The organism is Hungatella sp. (genome assembly GCF_046966825.1).
Genome location: NZ_JBKVCZ010000143.1, coordinates 1 through 15,952, shown reverse-complemented (window position 1 = coordinate 15,952; position 15,952 = coordinate 1). Strand labels below are relative to the sequence as shown.

Below are 15,952 nucleotides of genomic sequence, written 5' to 3'. Positions count from 1 at the left end.
CAGTGGAGCTTCCAAAGCCATCTGACTGCTTCGGAAACACACAGTAAAGGAGGTGTTACACAATGAATAATACTGATGTGCCTATCTGGGAAAAATACACGCTTACGATTGAAGAAGCGTCAAAATATTTCCGTATCGGAGAAAAGAAATTGCGTAAAATTGCGGAGGAAAACCAAACAGCAAGTTGGGTGATTATGAATGGAAACCGTGTTCAGATAAAGCGAAAACAATTTGAGAAAATCATAGATTCTCTGGACGTAATATGATGAAAATGAGCCTTAAATATGGTATAATATACATATATCGTATCAAGGCTCATTCCAGTATGGAAAGGAGCTTTACATCATGTCAAAAAAAAGACGAGATAATAAAGGTCGCATTTTAAGGACTGGAGAGAGCCAGAGAAAAGATGGAAGATACGCATATAAATATATAGACGCAAACGGAAAACCTCAATTCGTTTACGCTTGGAAGTTGACTGTTACGGATAAGACACCAGCAGGAAAACGTGATGATATTTCGTTAAGGGAAAAGATAAAAGAGATACAAAAAGACCTTGATGATGGTATCGACACAATCGGCAAGAAAATGACTGTCTGCCAGCTTTATGCAAAGCAGATAAGCCACAGGAAGAATGTCAAACGTAACACAGAAAAAGGACGTCAGCACCTTATGAACATTTTGAAGAATGACCCTCTTGGAGCTAGGAGCATTGACAGCGTGAAGCTGTCGGACGCAAAGGAATGGGTTATCAGAATGAGCGAAAAAGGGTTTGCTTATAAGACGATTAACAATTACAAGCGTTCATTGAAAGCAGCGTTTTACACAGCGATTGAGGACGACTGTATCAGAAAGAATCCGTTTAACTTCGCTCTGAATATTGTTCTGGAAGATGATACAGAACAAAAGGTAGCATTGACACAGGAGCAGGAAGAAAAATTACTTTCCTTTGCCAGAAGTGATAAGGTATATCAAAAATACGTTGATGAAATCACTATACTGTTAGGAACTGGACTTCGTATTTCTGAATTTTGTGGATTGACTATCAAGCTGGATTTGGAAAACAGGATAATCAATGTAGACCATCAGCTTTTAAAGGATTCAGAAATCGGGTACTACATTGAAACACCAAAGACAAAGAACGGTGTCCGTCAGATTCCAATGAGCGAAACAGTCTATCAAGCATTTAAACGAGTGCTGAAAAACAGAGGAAAAGCAGAACCAATCATTGTTGATGGTTATAGTAATTTCCTGTTCCTCAATCAGAATGGTTTACCAAAGGTTGCGGCAAGTTATGAAAGTATGTTGAAAGGACTTGTGAAGAAATACAACAAGAATCACAAAGAAGCATTACCAAACATCACGCCGCATACATTAAGACATACATTCTGTACCCGTTTAGCCAACGCCGGAATGAATCCAAAATCATTGCAATATATCATGGGTCATTCCAATATCAGCATGACGCTGAACTATTACGCACACGCTTCATTTGATTCGGCAAAAGAAGAAATGGAAAGACTGATTGCTTAAAGTAGTAAAAGCCAGTTTTACTACACTTTTACTACTTTTGATTAAAAAATCATACCTAGAAATGCCGAAATTTGCGAAGTATCTTCCAAAGCAAAAAACGCCGGAAAAGCCTATAAATACAGGCTAAACCGACATTCACCAACTTATGAAAAGATAATCAGAAAATCAATATAGTTTTTCATAGAAAAATATAGTCATATATATTTGGGGGAGACTATTTAATTATTAGGTAACTACTCGTATTATAGGAGCAGACTTTTCTACAAGTATCATTCAATATACAAGGTAATTTCTTCACTATCATTTTTCTGATGTTATTTAATTCAAGAAATTAGGCTGATAATGGGATACTACTGATAGCTGCTAAAAATTCCTATCACCAAATAATTGTTATTATTTACAGTTCAAATCCTAAAACTCATTACTTTTATCTATCTACCCCCTACATCGCCCCACTCTTCCCAAACACCACCCCCACAGTCCTCATCACAATCTTCATATCCAATCCCAGGCTCCAGTTTGTGATATACTCTTTATCCAACCTCACAACCTCTTCAAAGTCCGTAATATCACTTCTCCCGCTCACCTGCCACATTCCGGTTATTCCGGGCTTTATGGCCAGCCTTACGCGGTGGTGCAGTTCATACTTGTCCCATTCGTCTATGGTCGGCGGCCTCGTACCTACCAGGCTCATATCGCCTTTTAACACATTCCAGAACTGAGGGAACTCATCGATCGAATACTTTCTGATAAATCCTCCAATCCCTTTGTCACCACCAATAATTCTGGGATCGTGGTCCAGCTTGAACATCATTCCATCTTTCACACGATTCTGTGCCATCAGTTCTTTCTTACGTTTCTCCGCGTCCATATACATGCTGCGGAATTTGTAAAGCTTAAATCTCTTACCGTTTTTACCTACCCTGACTTGTGAAAAAAAGATAGGTCCCGGTGATTTTATGTAAATGCATGGTGCCACAATCAAATACAAAATTCCAGTGATGATACATCCGATCAGGCCGCCGACAATATCCATAGCCCGCTTGTAAAATGCCTGTTTCCATGAAGCCATATTAATACTGCTCGTTAAAACGGTATAGCTTCCTAACCGCTCTACCCGCTGCACTTCGCCTTCCAGCTTCGCCATCTCGATCAGTTTCAAGTGAACCGTGATCCCCATCTCGATGAAATGATTAATCAGGTCTCTTGGCAATGGAATCTCTTTCGGCAGATTAAGAAATACCTCATCTACCCATTCTCTGCAGACATACTCTTCAACATTGTCCATGGTTGCTACTACCGGCACATCATTGATCGTCTCACCAACACGGTCTGCATCTAGAAGGCTGATTCCTATAATCTGAAAACCTTCATAATTATTATTACGAATGTTATCAATCACTATATCCATCATTTCTTCTGATGTTATAATTAATAACGATCGATTTCCTTTTCCTACAACACCTTTGGTTTTTAAATATTTTTTCCAAAGAATCCTGGCTATGTAGCTGATGACCATATAAATAATGCCGGTCAGGACCAGCGTAATTCTGGAATATCCTTCACCGGTTTGCGTTGCAAACAAATAAAATACCGCAATTAGAATTATTTGGCATACGTGCTTAAATGTAGCTGTAAACTCCTTATAATATCCCCTCTTCAAAACATTTTTGAAGCTCTCGCCAAAGAAAGTGACGCAGACTTGAATTAAGAAGAGTACAAAGGCCATATTTCGATACAATTTGTTCTCATATGCCAAATGAACCCCATGACGAATAAAATAAGCGCTTATAAATGCCACTTGCAGACAAACTAAATCCAGGATCATAAAATCCCAGTGTTTCAGCCAGCCAAGGTTAGCCTTTTTATACATTTTTCATCCTCACCCTTTTTAGTGCCGTATGATCATTTTTCGACAGCATGTCGATTTTTGGCACTTCATCATCTGTTCGCGTTAGAAACAGGTGCATAATATACGTTTAAAACTTACTATTATTATACCCTCAAAACAGGTGTTGTCAACCTTAATGAACCATATAATAATTTTATGTACGGTAATTTCTGGAAAGTGAGGCTTATGAATTGGCGGGATATAATCGAATTGCAGCAGGGGAACGAATCAGAAACAGACGGATGATTATGGGATTGACGCAGGAGGAGCTTGCGGAAAAAATCGGTCGTGCTTATAAATACTGCCAGGATATTGAACGCGGGACCTGCGGTATGTCCATTGACACAATGCTTAGCATTGCATCCTGTCTCAATATTTCGCTGGATTACTTAATCTACGGAAATAATGAGGATACCAGCGAATTCACAGACTTGGATGTGGAACAGCAGGCAGTCATCGAAATTCTGGGAAATTGCAGCATCAAGAAAAAAAGATATGCATTGGATCTGTTAAAATTATTTATGAAGGCTTGTGATGAACGCTAAAGGAACGAAATCATTGTTCCATGCCATTCGCATAACGATTATTTAAAACTATCAGGCGTTTGCTGCACCATTTTTTTGACACTTATCCAAATATTATTTAACTATAAAGACTCAGTTCTTATAATACCAATTATATAGAAGAAACTAATTAAAAATACAGCCTACTGGTTTCCCCCTTTGCCTCTTATCTGTTTATCAGGCAAGGGTATTCCACCAGTATGCTGTATTTCATAATTTAAGCTCTTAAATTCTATTTTCTAACTTGCTTTTCTCTTATATTCTCTGAAAATTCTACAATATTTTTCTTTCTTTGTTCGATCTTTTAGACCTACTTCAGAATTCATTACGCAAGGTTTTTCTTGCCAAACATAATCTGTCTGTATTTATAAAGAACTCCCATTAAAAGATTTCCCAGAACACCGATCGCCAGAATCTCACCAATACCTACAGTTACCATTGCATACAAAATCATATCTTCCGAGCCATATGCAAAACGTAACACCCATGGGATAACAATTGTGTTTGCCAGGATCGGCGGAAGGCAGACCGCCCACTTGTTTTTGCGGAGCATCCAGGAACCCAAGGCCCCAATGAGCGTAGCCAGACTCCCAAAAATGATATCCAATGCTGCGGCGCCACACAATAAATTGGACAACAGGCATCCGATAAACAGCCCCGGGACTGCGGCCGGTGTAAAAAATGGCAGGATACAGAGCGCTTCCGAAATTCGGAATTGGATAGGACCGAAACTGATCGGTGCAAATACCATTGTAAGTACGGTGTAGATGGCAGCAATCGCCGCCGCATAAACCATAAAATAGGTTCTGCTTGAAGTTTTTTGTAACATATTCATTTCTCCTTTAGTTTTGTTTTAAGTGTGGAAGGTTTCGAACACACCATATATTTGCCGTTTTTACCTGTTTTCAGGGAAAATCAGCGATCCTACTATAGCACAAAAACAGGGTAAAAGCAAGCGGTTCCTCAACAGTATGACAAACCTCTCCCTCCGGATATTTCATATAGTTTTAATGCAGGTTATGACATACTTTTATCATAAAAATGAGGTTGCTGTTTCTTTATACATTAATACTATACTACATATTTTGCTGCCATTGTAAAGGCCATCTTATCACTCAATAGCTACTGCATTAAAAATTCAGTCTTTAATAAGTCCGTTTTGTCAACTAATCGTTTACTTTATACGAACTGTTTACTTTACACGAACTGTTTACTTTACACAAATTGTTTACGTTCCCCCTATCCCTAAACAATTGCTATCTCATTCACCACCGCGTTTTCAGTCGCTCTAGTCGTCCAGCATCCCCCAACAAATTAATCAGGCGATTCCGCTCAACGACTCAACAAACGTGCTGGCTCTCACCAGCCCGCATCACCAGATCTTCACCCTCTTTTCCGGCGCTGCATACATACCGTCGCCCTCTTTTAAATCCGGGTAGACCTTATAAAAAGCCTCTGTGGAACTTAAGACAGCATTTACTCTCACTTTTGCCGGAGAATGAACGTCCGTATTAAGCCTGTGGATCATGCTTTCCTCTGTATATTTCGACGCCCAGATGCGGGCATACTGCGTGAAAAGAGAATTCAGGGCTTCCGTATCATCTCCGGCAATCGAGGTGACACAGGCAAGGGCGCCTAAATCGGCAATATTCTCGTTTAACGTCTGGCGGCCGTTTACATAACGCCCTTTCACAGCCTCCTGGCCGTCATAGTACGCCGCTACCTTAAGAGTCAGATCCTGGAATTTCTTTAAATCGTCCTCTGTCCACCACATATTATAATTTCCATTTTCGTCATAGCGGGCGCCGGAGGAATCAAACGCATGGCTGATCTCATGGGCAATCACCATCCCAATCCCGCCTAAATTTGAAGCATCGTCTGCATTGGGATCATAGAACGGAGGCTGCAGGATCGCGGCAGGAAAGACAATTTCGTTATTCAGAGGATTGTAATATGCGTTGACGGTCTGAGGCGTCATTCCCCATTGGGTCCGGTCAACCGGTTTCTTTATTTCTTCTTTTTCGTAGGATCTGAGCGATCGGTATACATTTACCATATTGTCAACCAGACTGCCCTGCCCTTCCGGAAGAATAACTGCGTTTTCATAGTAATCCGGCCAGTGATCCGGATAACCAATTTTGAGGGTCATATGCTCCAGTTTTCGAATTGCTTTTTCTTTTGTCGCTTCTCCCATCCAATCCAATCCGTTTATACGATCTTCATAGGCGGCCAGAATCTGATGGACCAGCGTTTCGACATTCTTCTTATCCTCTTCCGAAAAATGCTTTTCTACATAAAGCCTGCCGAACTCAAATCCAAATGTATTCTGAACAAGCTCTCCTGCCAGCTTTTTATCCGTTTTCTTTCCCTGAATTCCCTTTTGAGCATTGCTCCATGCTATGGTGCTGTCCCGTATTTCCGGTGTCAGGCAAGGGCTGAAATCTTTAATCAGGCAGAAAACGGAGTAATCCTTCAACAGCGGCAGATGGCCTTCTGTCAGATAGCTGTTCACCTTTTTTGCCTGTCCCGGATCATTTACCACCCAGGAATTAAAACCGGCCGCCCCGGCCGCTTTTAAATATGCTTTTATATCAATATTGGAGTATAGGGCGCTGAGCTCCTTCAGCGATTGGGGATTATACGTTTTTTCAGGGTCATTCTGGTCAGACAGCGGAAGCGTTGCAGCCGCTAAATCAGTCTGAAACTTATAAATGGATGAAGCAGCTCTTTCCGCCTCTTTTTCGCTGATTCCTGTGGATTCCATTATATTTTTTATATATTTCCTGTATGCTTCCAATATAGCCGACTGTGTACCATCTTCCAGCGTCTCTTTTCCCGGCCCTAAATCGGCGCTCCCCAGATAGCATCCATAATTCCGGGAATCTTTCATATCCTCATAATAAGTCGGAGCAATGAGACTGGAGAATCCCAGTTCATTGTTTATAGTCCCGATCGCTTCTATATATTCCTGAATATCAGCCGCATTGCGGATGCTGTCAAGGTAAGGCTGCAGCGCACCAAATCCGGCATTTCTTCTCCCCTCCATATCAATTGCAGTCAGATATAGACTGGCTATTTTTTGTTCCGGCGATCCTTCGGCAAACTGCTCTCTCTGATTGATAATTTCATTAAGCAGATCACTTAAATTATCATAAGATTTCTGTCCCAATTCGTAAAAATAACTCCAGTTTCCAGAATCCGCAGGGATCTGCTTTTCTGCAAGGATTTTTTGATTTACATAATTGTAATAATCGTCTTCCGCCCTTACATTGCCCGCCTCCGCCTTTCCAGCGGTTCTGACCGCGTCTTCTGAATCCAGCGAATCTCCTGTCCCCTGCGAATCTCCTGTACCCTGTGGGGCTCCTGAATCCTGCGCCCCCACTTCCCGGTTCATGGCATTTTCCTCCGCCATAGCCAGGGAGGAGGATTCTCGGTTCTGTAGATCAGCGGCTCCTTGTCTTTGATTTCTGCAGCCGGTTAGTATCACCGAGATTACACATAACATTGTAAGACAACCAAGTATTCTTTTCTTCATTTTCGTTCCTCTTTTTCTGTTTCGCTTTTACTTTTCTTACGCACCTGCTATTACTATGGCTTTTTTTTATCTTTTTCATGCCATATTTCACCAAACTTACGCCGATTCCCCGTTGAATGCCCCTTCCGTATAAGCTATAATAAAACCATCATGATTTTCCTGGCCCAGCCAGCAGGGAATCTATATCGAAAGAGAGGGAAAGCAATTGAACGAAAACAGCGCTTATGTTCTTCCCAAAGATAAAAGAGTCAAAGAAATCTCAGAAAAACCCATTGAGAATGTATCCGATTATATTTCCAAGATAAAAGAATACATGGAATCCCGTAAAGGTGAAAATTACAGTTACGTTTACCGGGGCGAGCCCCAGATTTATACCACCTCCTGCCGCGCCAACATTTTCCGGCGGGGCGTTATGGATGGCAATCCTTTTTTTGAGAAGAGTCTCTTTGACGCCATGAGACAGAACAGACTGACGGGCGAGAAGCGGTATCTGGACAACGCCATCGACGCCCAGCACGGAGAATTTCCCAGCCGCCTTCTGGATGTGTCCTATAACTGCCTGACGGCCCTGTATTTTGCGGTCACGCCGTACTACCGCAAGGACGTTGATTCACTGGATCACGAGGATGGGATGGTGTTCGTATTTTTCATCGATGAGATCTTCAGTCCCAGCGCGGAGAATACCAATGCCAATTACGACGCCATTATTAACCGGGACAGGCAGTGGCACCGGGATAAGATTATTTTTGAGAAGAACCATAAATTTATTGACCACACAAAACTGAATAACCGGATCGTGGCACAGCAGGGCGCCTTCATTCTGTTCCAGGGCAACGATGCTGCGGACTTACCCGCGTGGATGACGTATGGCATCCGGATTCCGAAGGAGGCCAAACCGCTGATCCGAAAAGAATTAAAGGAATTTTTCGGCATTCATACCGGGAGTATCTATCCGGAGATTGTGAATCTGGTAGATGAGATCAGCAATAAGAGCCGGAAACTGAACACGGAGAAGTTCTGCTGCGGCAACGAGCTTAAGTATGCCGTCAGAATGCTGGAGAAGGAGCTGGATTACTATTTTGACTACATCCTGGATAACCGGAAGGATTTGGATACAGACGGGATTCTGGTCTACGTGGAAAATATGATTAACAGCTACCGGATTGGCCTGCTGGACTTTACCCAGAACCTGGAAGAGGCCATACAGAAGGCCTACCTGACAGAAGAAGAACTGAATACTATCGTAAACCGTTACAACCAGTTAATTCTGGAATTTTCCAAAGAGCTAAATCAGCATGGCATTCATAAATTCTCAGGGAGCCAGCTGCTAATCAGTATGGAAAGGACAAAAGACAATGAGCGAAAATCGGATGAGAGCCAGGAGAATCGAAAACTATAAAGAGTACATCAGAAATATTTTGAGCAACCGGGATATCGACTGCGACGAGACCTGGTGGGACAGCGAAGAGGCTCAAAAGGCGCTGAATCTCCTGGTCCGGGCAGAAAAATGGGAAATCTGCAGTTCTGTACAGATGGGCATTGACAGCAGTGAGAATTTTCTGTTTCTGAAATTTACAGAGGACAGCGGCAGCCTGTTGGCGGCTCTGGAGGAGGAAGCCTGCCGCCTGGCAGACATGCCGGAATCGGCGGAAAAGAATATCTATGTCATCTGCATCGTAGACAACATGAAAAGCCGGGTTTTCCTCGAAAGACTTTTTCTTTCGGCGGAAGGTAAGACCATGAAGAAAAATATCCGGAAAGAGATGAAGGCCTGGAAAGGTACTGTAAATTTTCTCTATATTCTCGACAACAGCTACAATGAGCAGGACATCAAGCTGACCAGTGTAAACCGGTTTGAGTTTATCCAGATGCCTCCTATGAAATGCCATATCAACTGGGAAAATAAGGACGAGGCAGAAGGTTCTAACCGGGGATATGTGACTTCTGTCCACCTGCACCAGCTGATTGATATCTATAACAGAATCGGCGACAAGCTGTTTAAGCGCAATGTCCGGTACGGTTTAAATGAACAGCTGGGCGTTGACCGCGCGATCAAAGATACGTTAAGAAATAACCCCGGCGAGTTCTGGTTTAAGAATAACGGTATTACCATTCTGGTAGAACGGCCCGATTTTAGACTGGATCGTGTGGAGGAGGTGCTTCTGGAACACATATCTGAATACGGCGACCTTCATTTCTCCGTCATCAACGGAGCCCAGACCATCACCGCATCCGCCCAGTGCCTTTATGAGATGGAATATGATTTAAAGGAATGCAAAAATAAAGGTGAGACAGAGGAAGCGGCAAAGCTGGTGGAAAAGATCAGGCAGTCGAAGAACGCCAAGGTACTGCTGCGCATCATACATATTCCACACTCCGCGCAGGCTGCTGAGTCCGAAGCGGATTCTACCCGGGAGGTAAACGAGATCAGCGTAGCTCTAAACCGGCAGAAGCCCATTAAGGCGGAGGATATTGCCTTCGCATCGCCATTTGTGGTGAAGCTGGCCGCATTTTTGGAGCGGGAGCAGATGAACGGCAAAAGGTATTTCAGGCTGGTGAAGCGCGGGGAAGGAAATATCGCCAGGCGCACCGTTGACCTCGTCGATTTTGCGAGAGCCCGGAAGGCCTGCGCAGGGTACCCGGGGGACGCCCGCAGCAAGGGCACCAATGTCCTGTTGAGTTCCAGAAATGACACCGGCGGAGAATACAGTTTTCAGGATAAAACGATATTCGTACCCGAATGGCTGGAGGCAGAGGATGAACAGGAAGCGGAGATTTTTGAGAAGTACTACGGCGCGGTGTATTTTGCAGTCAGAGTGGCCGATTTTTATGGAAAAAATGTAAAGAAAATCATCACGGACAATCCGGCAGCGGCAGCTGTACTGCAAAACGGGAAATGGTATTTTACCACATATATGGTCCAGCTCTTTAATGGATACCGCAGCGATTACTCCCAGTTCACAGACTGTTTTGAACTGATTCGGGACAAATTAAAAGACATGATGGAGCTCTTTGCCGAACTGTGCGGCGCTGCGGCACAGCTGTCAGGTAACTATCCGGTTCTGGACTCCAATACGTTTAAAAAGGATGAGCTCTACTTACTGACCAGGAACGTGGCAGACGTTAGCAGGTTTGCACAGATCGTAAACAACGGCCTGGAGGATGACGAGAAAATCGACCTCGTAAGCTACCGTGAGGCTGCTGCCGGAGACCGGCGGCCATCCGCGGAGCCAGATACGCAGGCGCAGAAAGCGCCGGGCGGCGGCAAGGCCAAATTCATCAAATTAAACAATGGGCCGGCCGAACGGGTCAACAGCACCGCCCATGCCATGGTAAAGACGGTTCAGTACGTCCTCGACAACTATCCCGGCCATGAGAAGGAGATCCTGACGAACGGCACAGACTGGTTCACGGATGACCGTGCCAGGGCGGAAGAGGGCTACGGTTATCTGAGAAGGTCAGTTGAAGTGACGGGAAGCGACGGAAAAACCTACTGGGTGGGTACTCACTCGAACAGTGTCGTAAAGTATAATCAGATCGACCTGATTTGCAGCCTTCTTCACGTGAAAAAACACAGTATCAGCTGGATCGCCATTGACGGGAAGACGCCATTGTTTTCATGGTAATGTACATAGGTTAAGGCCACTTAAAAGGATGCCCTGGAAGTCAATTCATATCTTCCGGGCATCCTCTTTGTTTTACTTATTTGTTTTACTTATTTGTTTTACTTATTTGTTTTACCTATTCTTTTTAATATCCTTTATTTCATCATTCCTGTCGAAACTCCGCCGGCACCTGATCCATGGTCTTCCAGGTGGCCAGCGCCTCTTCCGTACTCATTCCTTTGGCAATCGCATCCTTGCGGACCGCGTTGACCGCCTGGATTTCCTTCATGCGCTCTCCGGTCAGTGTGTAGCCCTTCATGGCCCACAGGGTCAGCGCCCAGGCAATCATCGGAATCACGCAGAACAGCACGAGGACGATCCCCTTCATGCCTTCCATGTAAGGCGTATCACCGCCGGGCAGCGTAGACAGTCCAATGGCCGCGATAGCAATTCCCACCACCGTAGAGCTTAAAGATGACACCAGCTTATCCACCAGGGAGAACAGTGTTCCCATTACTCCGGGGATATAGTTGCCTGAGCGGTAGGTCTCATAGTCCGAACAGTCTGCAACCATGGGGATCGGCATATCCGCCGTCGCATAGTAGGCTCCATATCCGATTCCAAACAGCAGGACAAACAGGACCGTATAAATATTTAAGCTGCTGAGAGACAGATTCACTCCCGCCACGCCCGGTTTCCAGAACATGAGCAGTGCAAAGACTCCCACATACATCACCAGCGCAAGCCCCACGTAACGCGTGAGGGACGCCTTCTGCCCGTGCTTCTGGGAGGTGCGCACCGTCAGTATAAAGAACGGCGCGGAGAAAACGTAGCCCGCAATCATCATCGGCAGGTACAGTCCGTTATAATTGCCCATCATGGAACCATAAAGCATACAGAGCACCGTACCATTGGTGGCAATAGCCAGCGCCAGCTTGCAGCCGGCTCCCGCAACCATCAGCCTCCGGAGCGGTTTGTTTTCTTTCATGATAGCCACATACTCAGAGATCCTGATCTTCTGCTTCTCTTCACTTCCCAGTCCAAAATACTTCGGCTGGTCTTTCTCCCAGATGCCGATTACCGCAAGCACCGTCAATAAGGCAGAGATAATAACCGAGATCGGAATCATCATGTCGAAAAATGCGGCCGTGGTATAATCTCCGAATTTCGCCCGGAAAATGGGTGCCAGAAACTGGATCGCTCCCATCCCCAGCATGCTGGCCACCATGTTGAAAATCGTAAACATGGGCCGCTGCTTCGGGTCATTGGTCAGCACCGTCTGTCCGGAACGGGTGCAGGAGGTCTGAAACGTATATCCGATTACATAGAGCGCATAGATCACCACATAGGAGGTATAGCGCAGCCACATCATCGTGTCGGGGATGAGCCTGGTGCCAAAATACAGAAGAAACGCACTCACCGCCATAATTACATTTCCCAGCACCATATAAGGCCTGAATTTGCCGAAGCGTCCGTTGGTCTTATCAATCAGAGCGCCGATGATCGGGTCCGTCACCGCGTCAAACAGACGCATGACCGTTACCATGGTCGTGGCGAACATCAGCGCCAGTCCCAGCACCCCATTGCCGTAATAGGCAATGTAGGTGATGGTCAGAATATAGTAAACATTGGTTGCACCGTTATTAAACGGAAACAGGACGAGCTGGTAAGGCTTTGCCCGGTTCATGCCGGCCGCCGTTGTTGATTCGTTGCTCATAAATGGTACCTCCTGCTTTCTTATTTAACACTCTTTAAGAATGAACCGATAATCAGCAGCACGATGGAGATCACAAAGCAGGCAATGGAAACCACGCTGGCATAGAATACGTTCCAGCCAGGCGTATTGCCGGAGTTCCAGGAAAATAATCCGGATATCAGCAGGACGCGGTTCAAGATGATCCCGCCGATGACGGCTGAAAAAAGAGCAACGGCAGCCACACCGGACAGTGTCCCGACATAATCGTAATTTCCCCACCGATTAGCGGCGTAAACAGCAATCAAGATCAAAAGTATCCCGGCGATTGCCCCCAGTACAAACAGCGGGAAGGAATTGAGCGCATAAGCTTCGTTCATGGTACTGCTGATCACCATGGCGATGAACGCCGCGATGCCAGCTGCCGCGGACAGGATATTGAAATAGAAAGCCGGACCCTGTTTTTTAATAAAAGCTGTCATTTTATGATACCTCTCTTTCTTTGCGTTTGGAGGACACGACATACAGAGCTCCACTGGCCAGCAGCAGAATTCCAAATGCTGCGATAGCCGCCATATAGGCCATACGCCACCATGTCATGGTCTGCTCGATATGTGTCGTGCTGTTATAACGGTTCATCAGACTGCTCTGGCTGAACGCATATAAGATATTGTGGCAGGAATCCTTCACGGCATTCTGCAGCCTCGCATCGCCGGAAAGCAGCTGGGCGCTGACCTTGCTGCCGTCAACCTGAGTGGCAAAGGTGGAACAGTTTTCCAGCGTCGTAGCCCCATAGAAGCCTGAGATACCGCGGGTATCGAAGCAGGTCGTTCCGGAAGCCAGTACCGCTCCGTAAATATCAGTGTCGTCATAAATATCGGTGACGGCATATCCCTTGAAGCCCCACTCCTCTTTCAGAATTTCTGTCATCAGTTCGTAGCTGGCGGTGCATTCCACCGGTCCGATCTTGCTGAAGGAAATCATCAGGCCGCGCATACCGGCGTCCACTTCCTCCGTGTCATACTTGGTCGCCTCGAAAGCGATCTGATAAGCACGCAGCTCGACCTCACGGGCCCTCTGCTCCAGCATGTAAGGCGCCACGCCGCTTCGGTTTGTTTCCTGATCGTTAAATGCAAAATGCTTGGGTGCTGCAATCAGGCCGTAATCCAGTGCGCCGATGGCAAATTCCATAGCCGCGGAACCGGACAGAACCGGGTCTTCCGAATAGTATTCGCCGTTACGGCCGTTATAAGCATGACGGTGAGTATTTAAACCAGGTCCCCACAGAATCGGGATTCCCGTGAACAGCGCTTCCTCTCCGATAAAGGAGCCAACTTCTTTATATAAATCCTGGTTAAAGGAAGCCGCTACGAGCGGTGCGTTGGCAAATACCTCCGGATGCCAGTTTCCGTTGGGATCGCTGGCGGAGATGCTCCAGGGAGCCCCCGTGTCCTTTGAAGCGTTTAAGTTTACAGCCACACCATTTCCTGCGTTCTCGGTCATATACGTCTCCACCGTACCGATGGAGCTGACTCCAGGGATACTCGGACCGCCGAACGTGGCGAGATACTGTGCTTCCTCGAGCGTCATCTTATCAAGCAGCTCCTGCCATTTTGCATCGTCAAAATCAGTGCCGTACATCTCATAGAACATCAGATTGCTGTCCTTCCCCCAGGTGATTCCGGAGGTGTCGTCGTCCGTCTGAATGGTATAATAGTCACCGTTAAGCAGGTTGATCAGTTCCTCATTGACCAGAGTCATATCCGTGTAGCTCTTCGGATATGTGCCGGCCCAGTCGGTACGGCTTAAATAAGTAACCTCTCCCGGCTGGAAATAGTTCCAGTCAGCGTAATCCAGCTGGTTTGAAATCTTCTCTCCGGTTTTCGAAACAGAGAAAGCGGTGCTGGAAATAAAATCTTCTGTAATCTTATGTTCGTAAGCCATAGCGCTGTTGCTCTCGCCTGACAGACTTTCCGGATCCGCTCCCTGGCGGGCCATCATATGATTCAGGGCATCATGTGCGCCGTTACCCATGGCAAAGTAATACGTTCCCGGATCCAGGATATAAGTACCAACGGTGCCGTCACCGTTATCATACGTGTTGTCGTAGCTGGCAATATACTGTAAATCAACCTCGACGGAGACCACCTGTGATTCGCCTGGCTTCAGGGTATCGGTCTTCCCGAAATTAAGCAGCTGAACCGCAGACTTCTCAACGCCTCCCTCTGTATAAGGAGCCTGTCCGTAAATCTGGACAATGGATTTTCCGGCCATGTCACCGGTATTTGTTACCTTTACATGAAATACGGCGGTTGCATCGCAGACGCCTGTTACCGGATCTGTGGAGACGTTAAACTCCGGTTCTCCCTCGAATTCCTGGGTAAAATCGGTATAAGAAAGACCATATCCGAAGCCATAGGCTACCTCTTTGTCATAGTCCCACTCCGCGGAAGACGCATAAGCGCCGACTGGAGAACCGGCGTTGCCGTTTCCAAATACCGAATCGTAATATCTGGTCTCATAGTAGCGGTAGCCAACATAGATGCCTTCAGCTTCGATCAGGTAGTTGCCTGTAGTGCCGCCGGTCTGTCCAGCGCCGCGGGTGAGCATTTCCGCCCCGTTTTCATACTGGAAATTACCCATGTTCTGCATGGCGGGAGCCGACATATTATAGGTTGCGTAGATATCAGGAAGTGCGCCGGAAGGGCTGGTGCGTCCGCAAAGGATATCTGACACACCCAGCATACCGTAGCAGCCTGGGAATCCAATCCAGAGAATTGAATCTATTTCAGGGTCATTCTTTAAGTCACCGATTTCAACGGCATTGGCGGAGTTGAGCAGCACGATTACATTGTCGCTGCATTTCTTCGCCATCTCGATGGTATCGCGTTCATTGGCTGTCAGCTGCAGCGGTTCCTCCGCTCCCAGACCATCAACCACTCCGCCCGGCAGATAGTCCTTGGACTCCGCGCTTGGACGGCTGATGACTACAATTGCCGCGTCGCCGTATTCGGCAAAGCTGGCCGCATAATCGGAATTGACTGCCTTGATCTCCGCTGCGGACGGCTCGCCCGGGTCATACTCCGCGGAAGGAGTCTCATTTTCAGAGTGAAGATACGTTTCATTCAGTTT

General features: G+C 46.0%; 11 protein-coding genes. 5 read left to right on the top strand and 6 right to left on the bottom strand.

Translation table 11 applies throughout. The features are described 5' to 3' along the window. Positions 1 to 62: 62 nt before the first annotated feature. Both ACLTD4_RS28170 and ACLTD4_RS28165 read left to right on the top strand, forming a co-directional pair. A complete protein-coding gene (locus tag ACLTD4_RS28170) occupies positions 63 to 266 on the top strand; it encodes an excisionase (protein ID WP_117622247.1) in 204 nt (67 codons plus the stop codon). Between the two features lie 79 nt (positions 267 to 345). Then, positions 346 to 1,533 carry a site-specific integrase gene (locus ACLTD4_RS28165; RefSeq protein ID WP_117622246.1) on the top strand — a complete coding sequence of 396 codons (1,188 nt, stop codon included), beginning with the start codon at positions 346 to 348 and terminating at the stop codon, positions 1,531 to 1,533. 442 nt (positions 1,534 to 1,975) lie between these two features. Here the strand turns inward: ACLTD4_RS28165 and ACLTD4_RS28160 are convergent, their stop codons facing one another. Next, entirely contained in the window at positions 1,976 to 3,406 is a 1,431-nt protein-coding gene (locus ACLTD4_RS28160; protein ID WP_117622245.1) for a sugar transferase, read from the bottom strand. 209 nt (positions 3,407 to 3,615) lie between these two features. On the opposite strand from ACLTD4_RS28160, the gene ACLTD4_RS28155 reads away from it, so the two are divergent. Continuing rightward, complete coding sequence (locus ACLTD4_RS28155) at positions 3,616 to 3,969, top strand: helix-turn-helix domain-containing protein (protein ID WP_002605575.1); 354 nt, start codon at positions 3,616 to 3,618, stop codon at positions 3,967 to 3,969. A gap of 343 nt (positions 3,970 to 4,312) precedes the next feature. Here ACLTD4_RS28155 and ACLTD4_RS28150 read toward each other — a convergent pair whose 3' ends face one another. Both ACLTD4_RS28150 and ACLTD4_RS28145 read right to left on the bottom strand, forming a co-directional pair. After that, entirely contained in the window at positions 4,313 to 4,816 is a 504-nt protein-coding gene (locus ACLTD4_RS28150) for a QueT transporter family protein (protein WP_002605574.1), read from the bottom strand. Between the two features lie 543 nt (positions 4,817 to 5,359). After that, positions 5,360 to 7,522 carry a M13 family metallopeptidase gene (locus ACLTD4_RS28145; protein WP_117622244.1) on the bottom strand — a complete coding sequence of 721 codons (2,163 nt, stop codon included), beginning with the start codon at positions 7,520 to 7,522 and terminating at the stop codon, positions 5,360 to 5,362. Between the two features lie 205 nt (positions 7,523 to 7,727). Between ACLTD4_RS28145 and ACLTD4_RS28140 the strand changes: the two genes are divergently transcribed. Next, positions 7,728 to 8,921, top strand: coding sequence for an FRG domain-containing protein (locus ACLTD4_RS28140; RefSeq protein WP_002605572.1), 1,194 nt, complete (start codon positions 7,728 to 7,730; stop codon positions 8,919 to 8,921). Continuing rightward, entirely contained in the window at positions 8,878 to 11,148 is a 2,271-nt protein-coding gene (locus tag ACLTD4_RS28135; protein ID WP_117622243.1) for an AIPR family protein, read from the top strand. The genes ACLTD4_RS28140 and ACLTD4_RS28135 overlap by 44 nt, the downstream gene beginning before the upstream one ends. A gap of 142 nt (positions 11,149 to 11,290) precedes the next feature. Here the strand turns inward: ACLTD4_RS28135 and ACLTD4_RS28130 are convergent, their stop codons facing one another. The 3 genes from ACLTD4_RS28130 to ACLTD4_RS28120 form a co-directional block, all read right to left on the bottom strand. After that, complete coding sequence (locus tag ACLTD4_RS28130) at positions 11,291 to 12,844, bottom strand: MFS transporter (RefSeq protein WP_117622242.1); 1,554 nt, start codon at positions 12,842 to 12,844, stop codon at positions 11,291 to 11,293. A gap of 20 nt (positions 12,845 to 12,864) precedes the next feature. Next, positions 12,865 to 13,302 (bottom strand): hypothetical protein, encoded by a 438-nt coding sequence (locus tag ACLTD4_RS28125; RefSeq protein ID WP_055658529.1) that lies wholly within the window; start codon positions 13,300 to 13,302, stop codon positions 12,865 to 12,867. A gap of 1 nt (position 13,303) precedes the next feature. Continuing rightward, positions 13,304 to 15,952: glycoside hydrolase family 3 N-terminal domain-containing protein (locus tag ACLTD4_RS28120; RefSeq protein WP_412331745.1), on the bottom strand; the 2,649-nt coding region annotated here is incomplete at its 5' end.

Coding starts and splice junctions, on each gene's coding strand:
- ACLTD4_RS28130 (WP_117622242.1), bottom strand. CDS start 12,844: ATGAGCAACGAATCAACAACGGCGGCCGGCATGAACCGGGCAAAGCCT.
- ACLTD4_RS28150 (WP_002605574.1), bottom strand. CDS start 4,816: ATGTTACAAAAAACTTCAAGCAGAACCTATTTTATGGTTTATGCGGCG.
- ACLTD4_RS28125 (WP_055658529.1), bottom strand. CDS start 13,302: ATGACAGCTTTTATTAAAAAACAGGGTCCGGCTTTCTATTTCAATATC.
- ACLTD4_RS28145 (WP_117622244.1), bottom strand. CDS start 7,522: ATGAAGAAAAGAATACTTGGTTGTCTTACAATGTTATGTGTAATCTCG.
- ACLTD4_RS28170 (WP_117622247.1), top strand. CDS start 63: ATGAATAATACTGATGTGCCTATCTGGGAAAAATACACGCTTACGATT.
- ACLTD4_RS28165 (WP_117622246.1), top strand. CDS start 346: ATGTCAAAAAAAAGACGAGATAATAAAGGTCGCATTTTAAGGACTGGA.
- ACLTD4_RS28160 (WP_117622245.1), bottom strand. CDS start 3,406: ATGTATAAAAAGGCTAACCTTGGCTGGCTGAAACACTGGGATTTTATG.
- ACLTD4_RS28135 (WP_117622243.1), top strand. CDS start 8,878: ATGAGCGAAAATCGGATGAGAGCCAGGAGAATCGAAAACTATAAAGAG.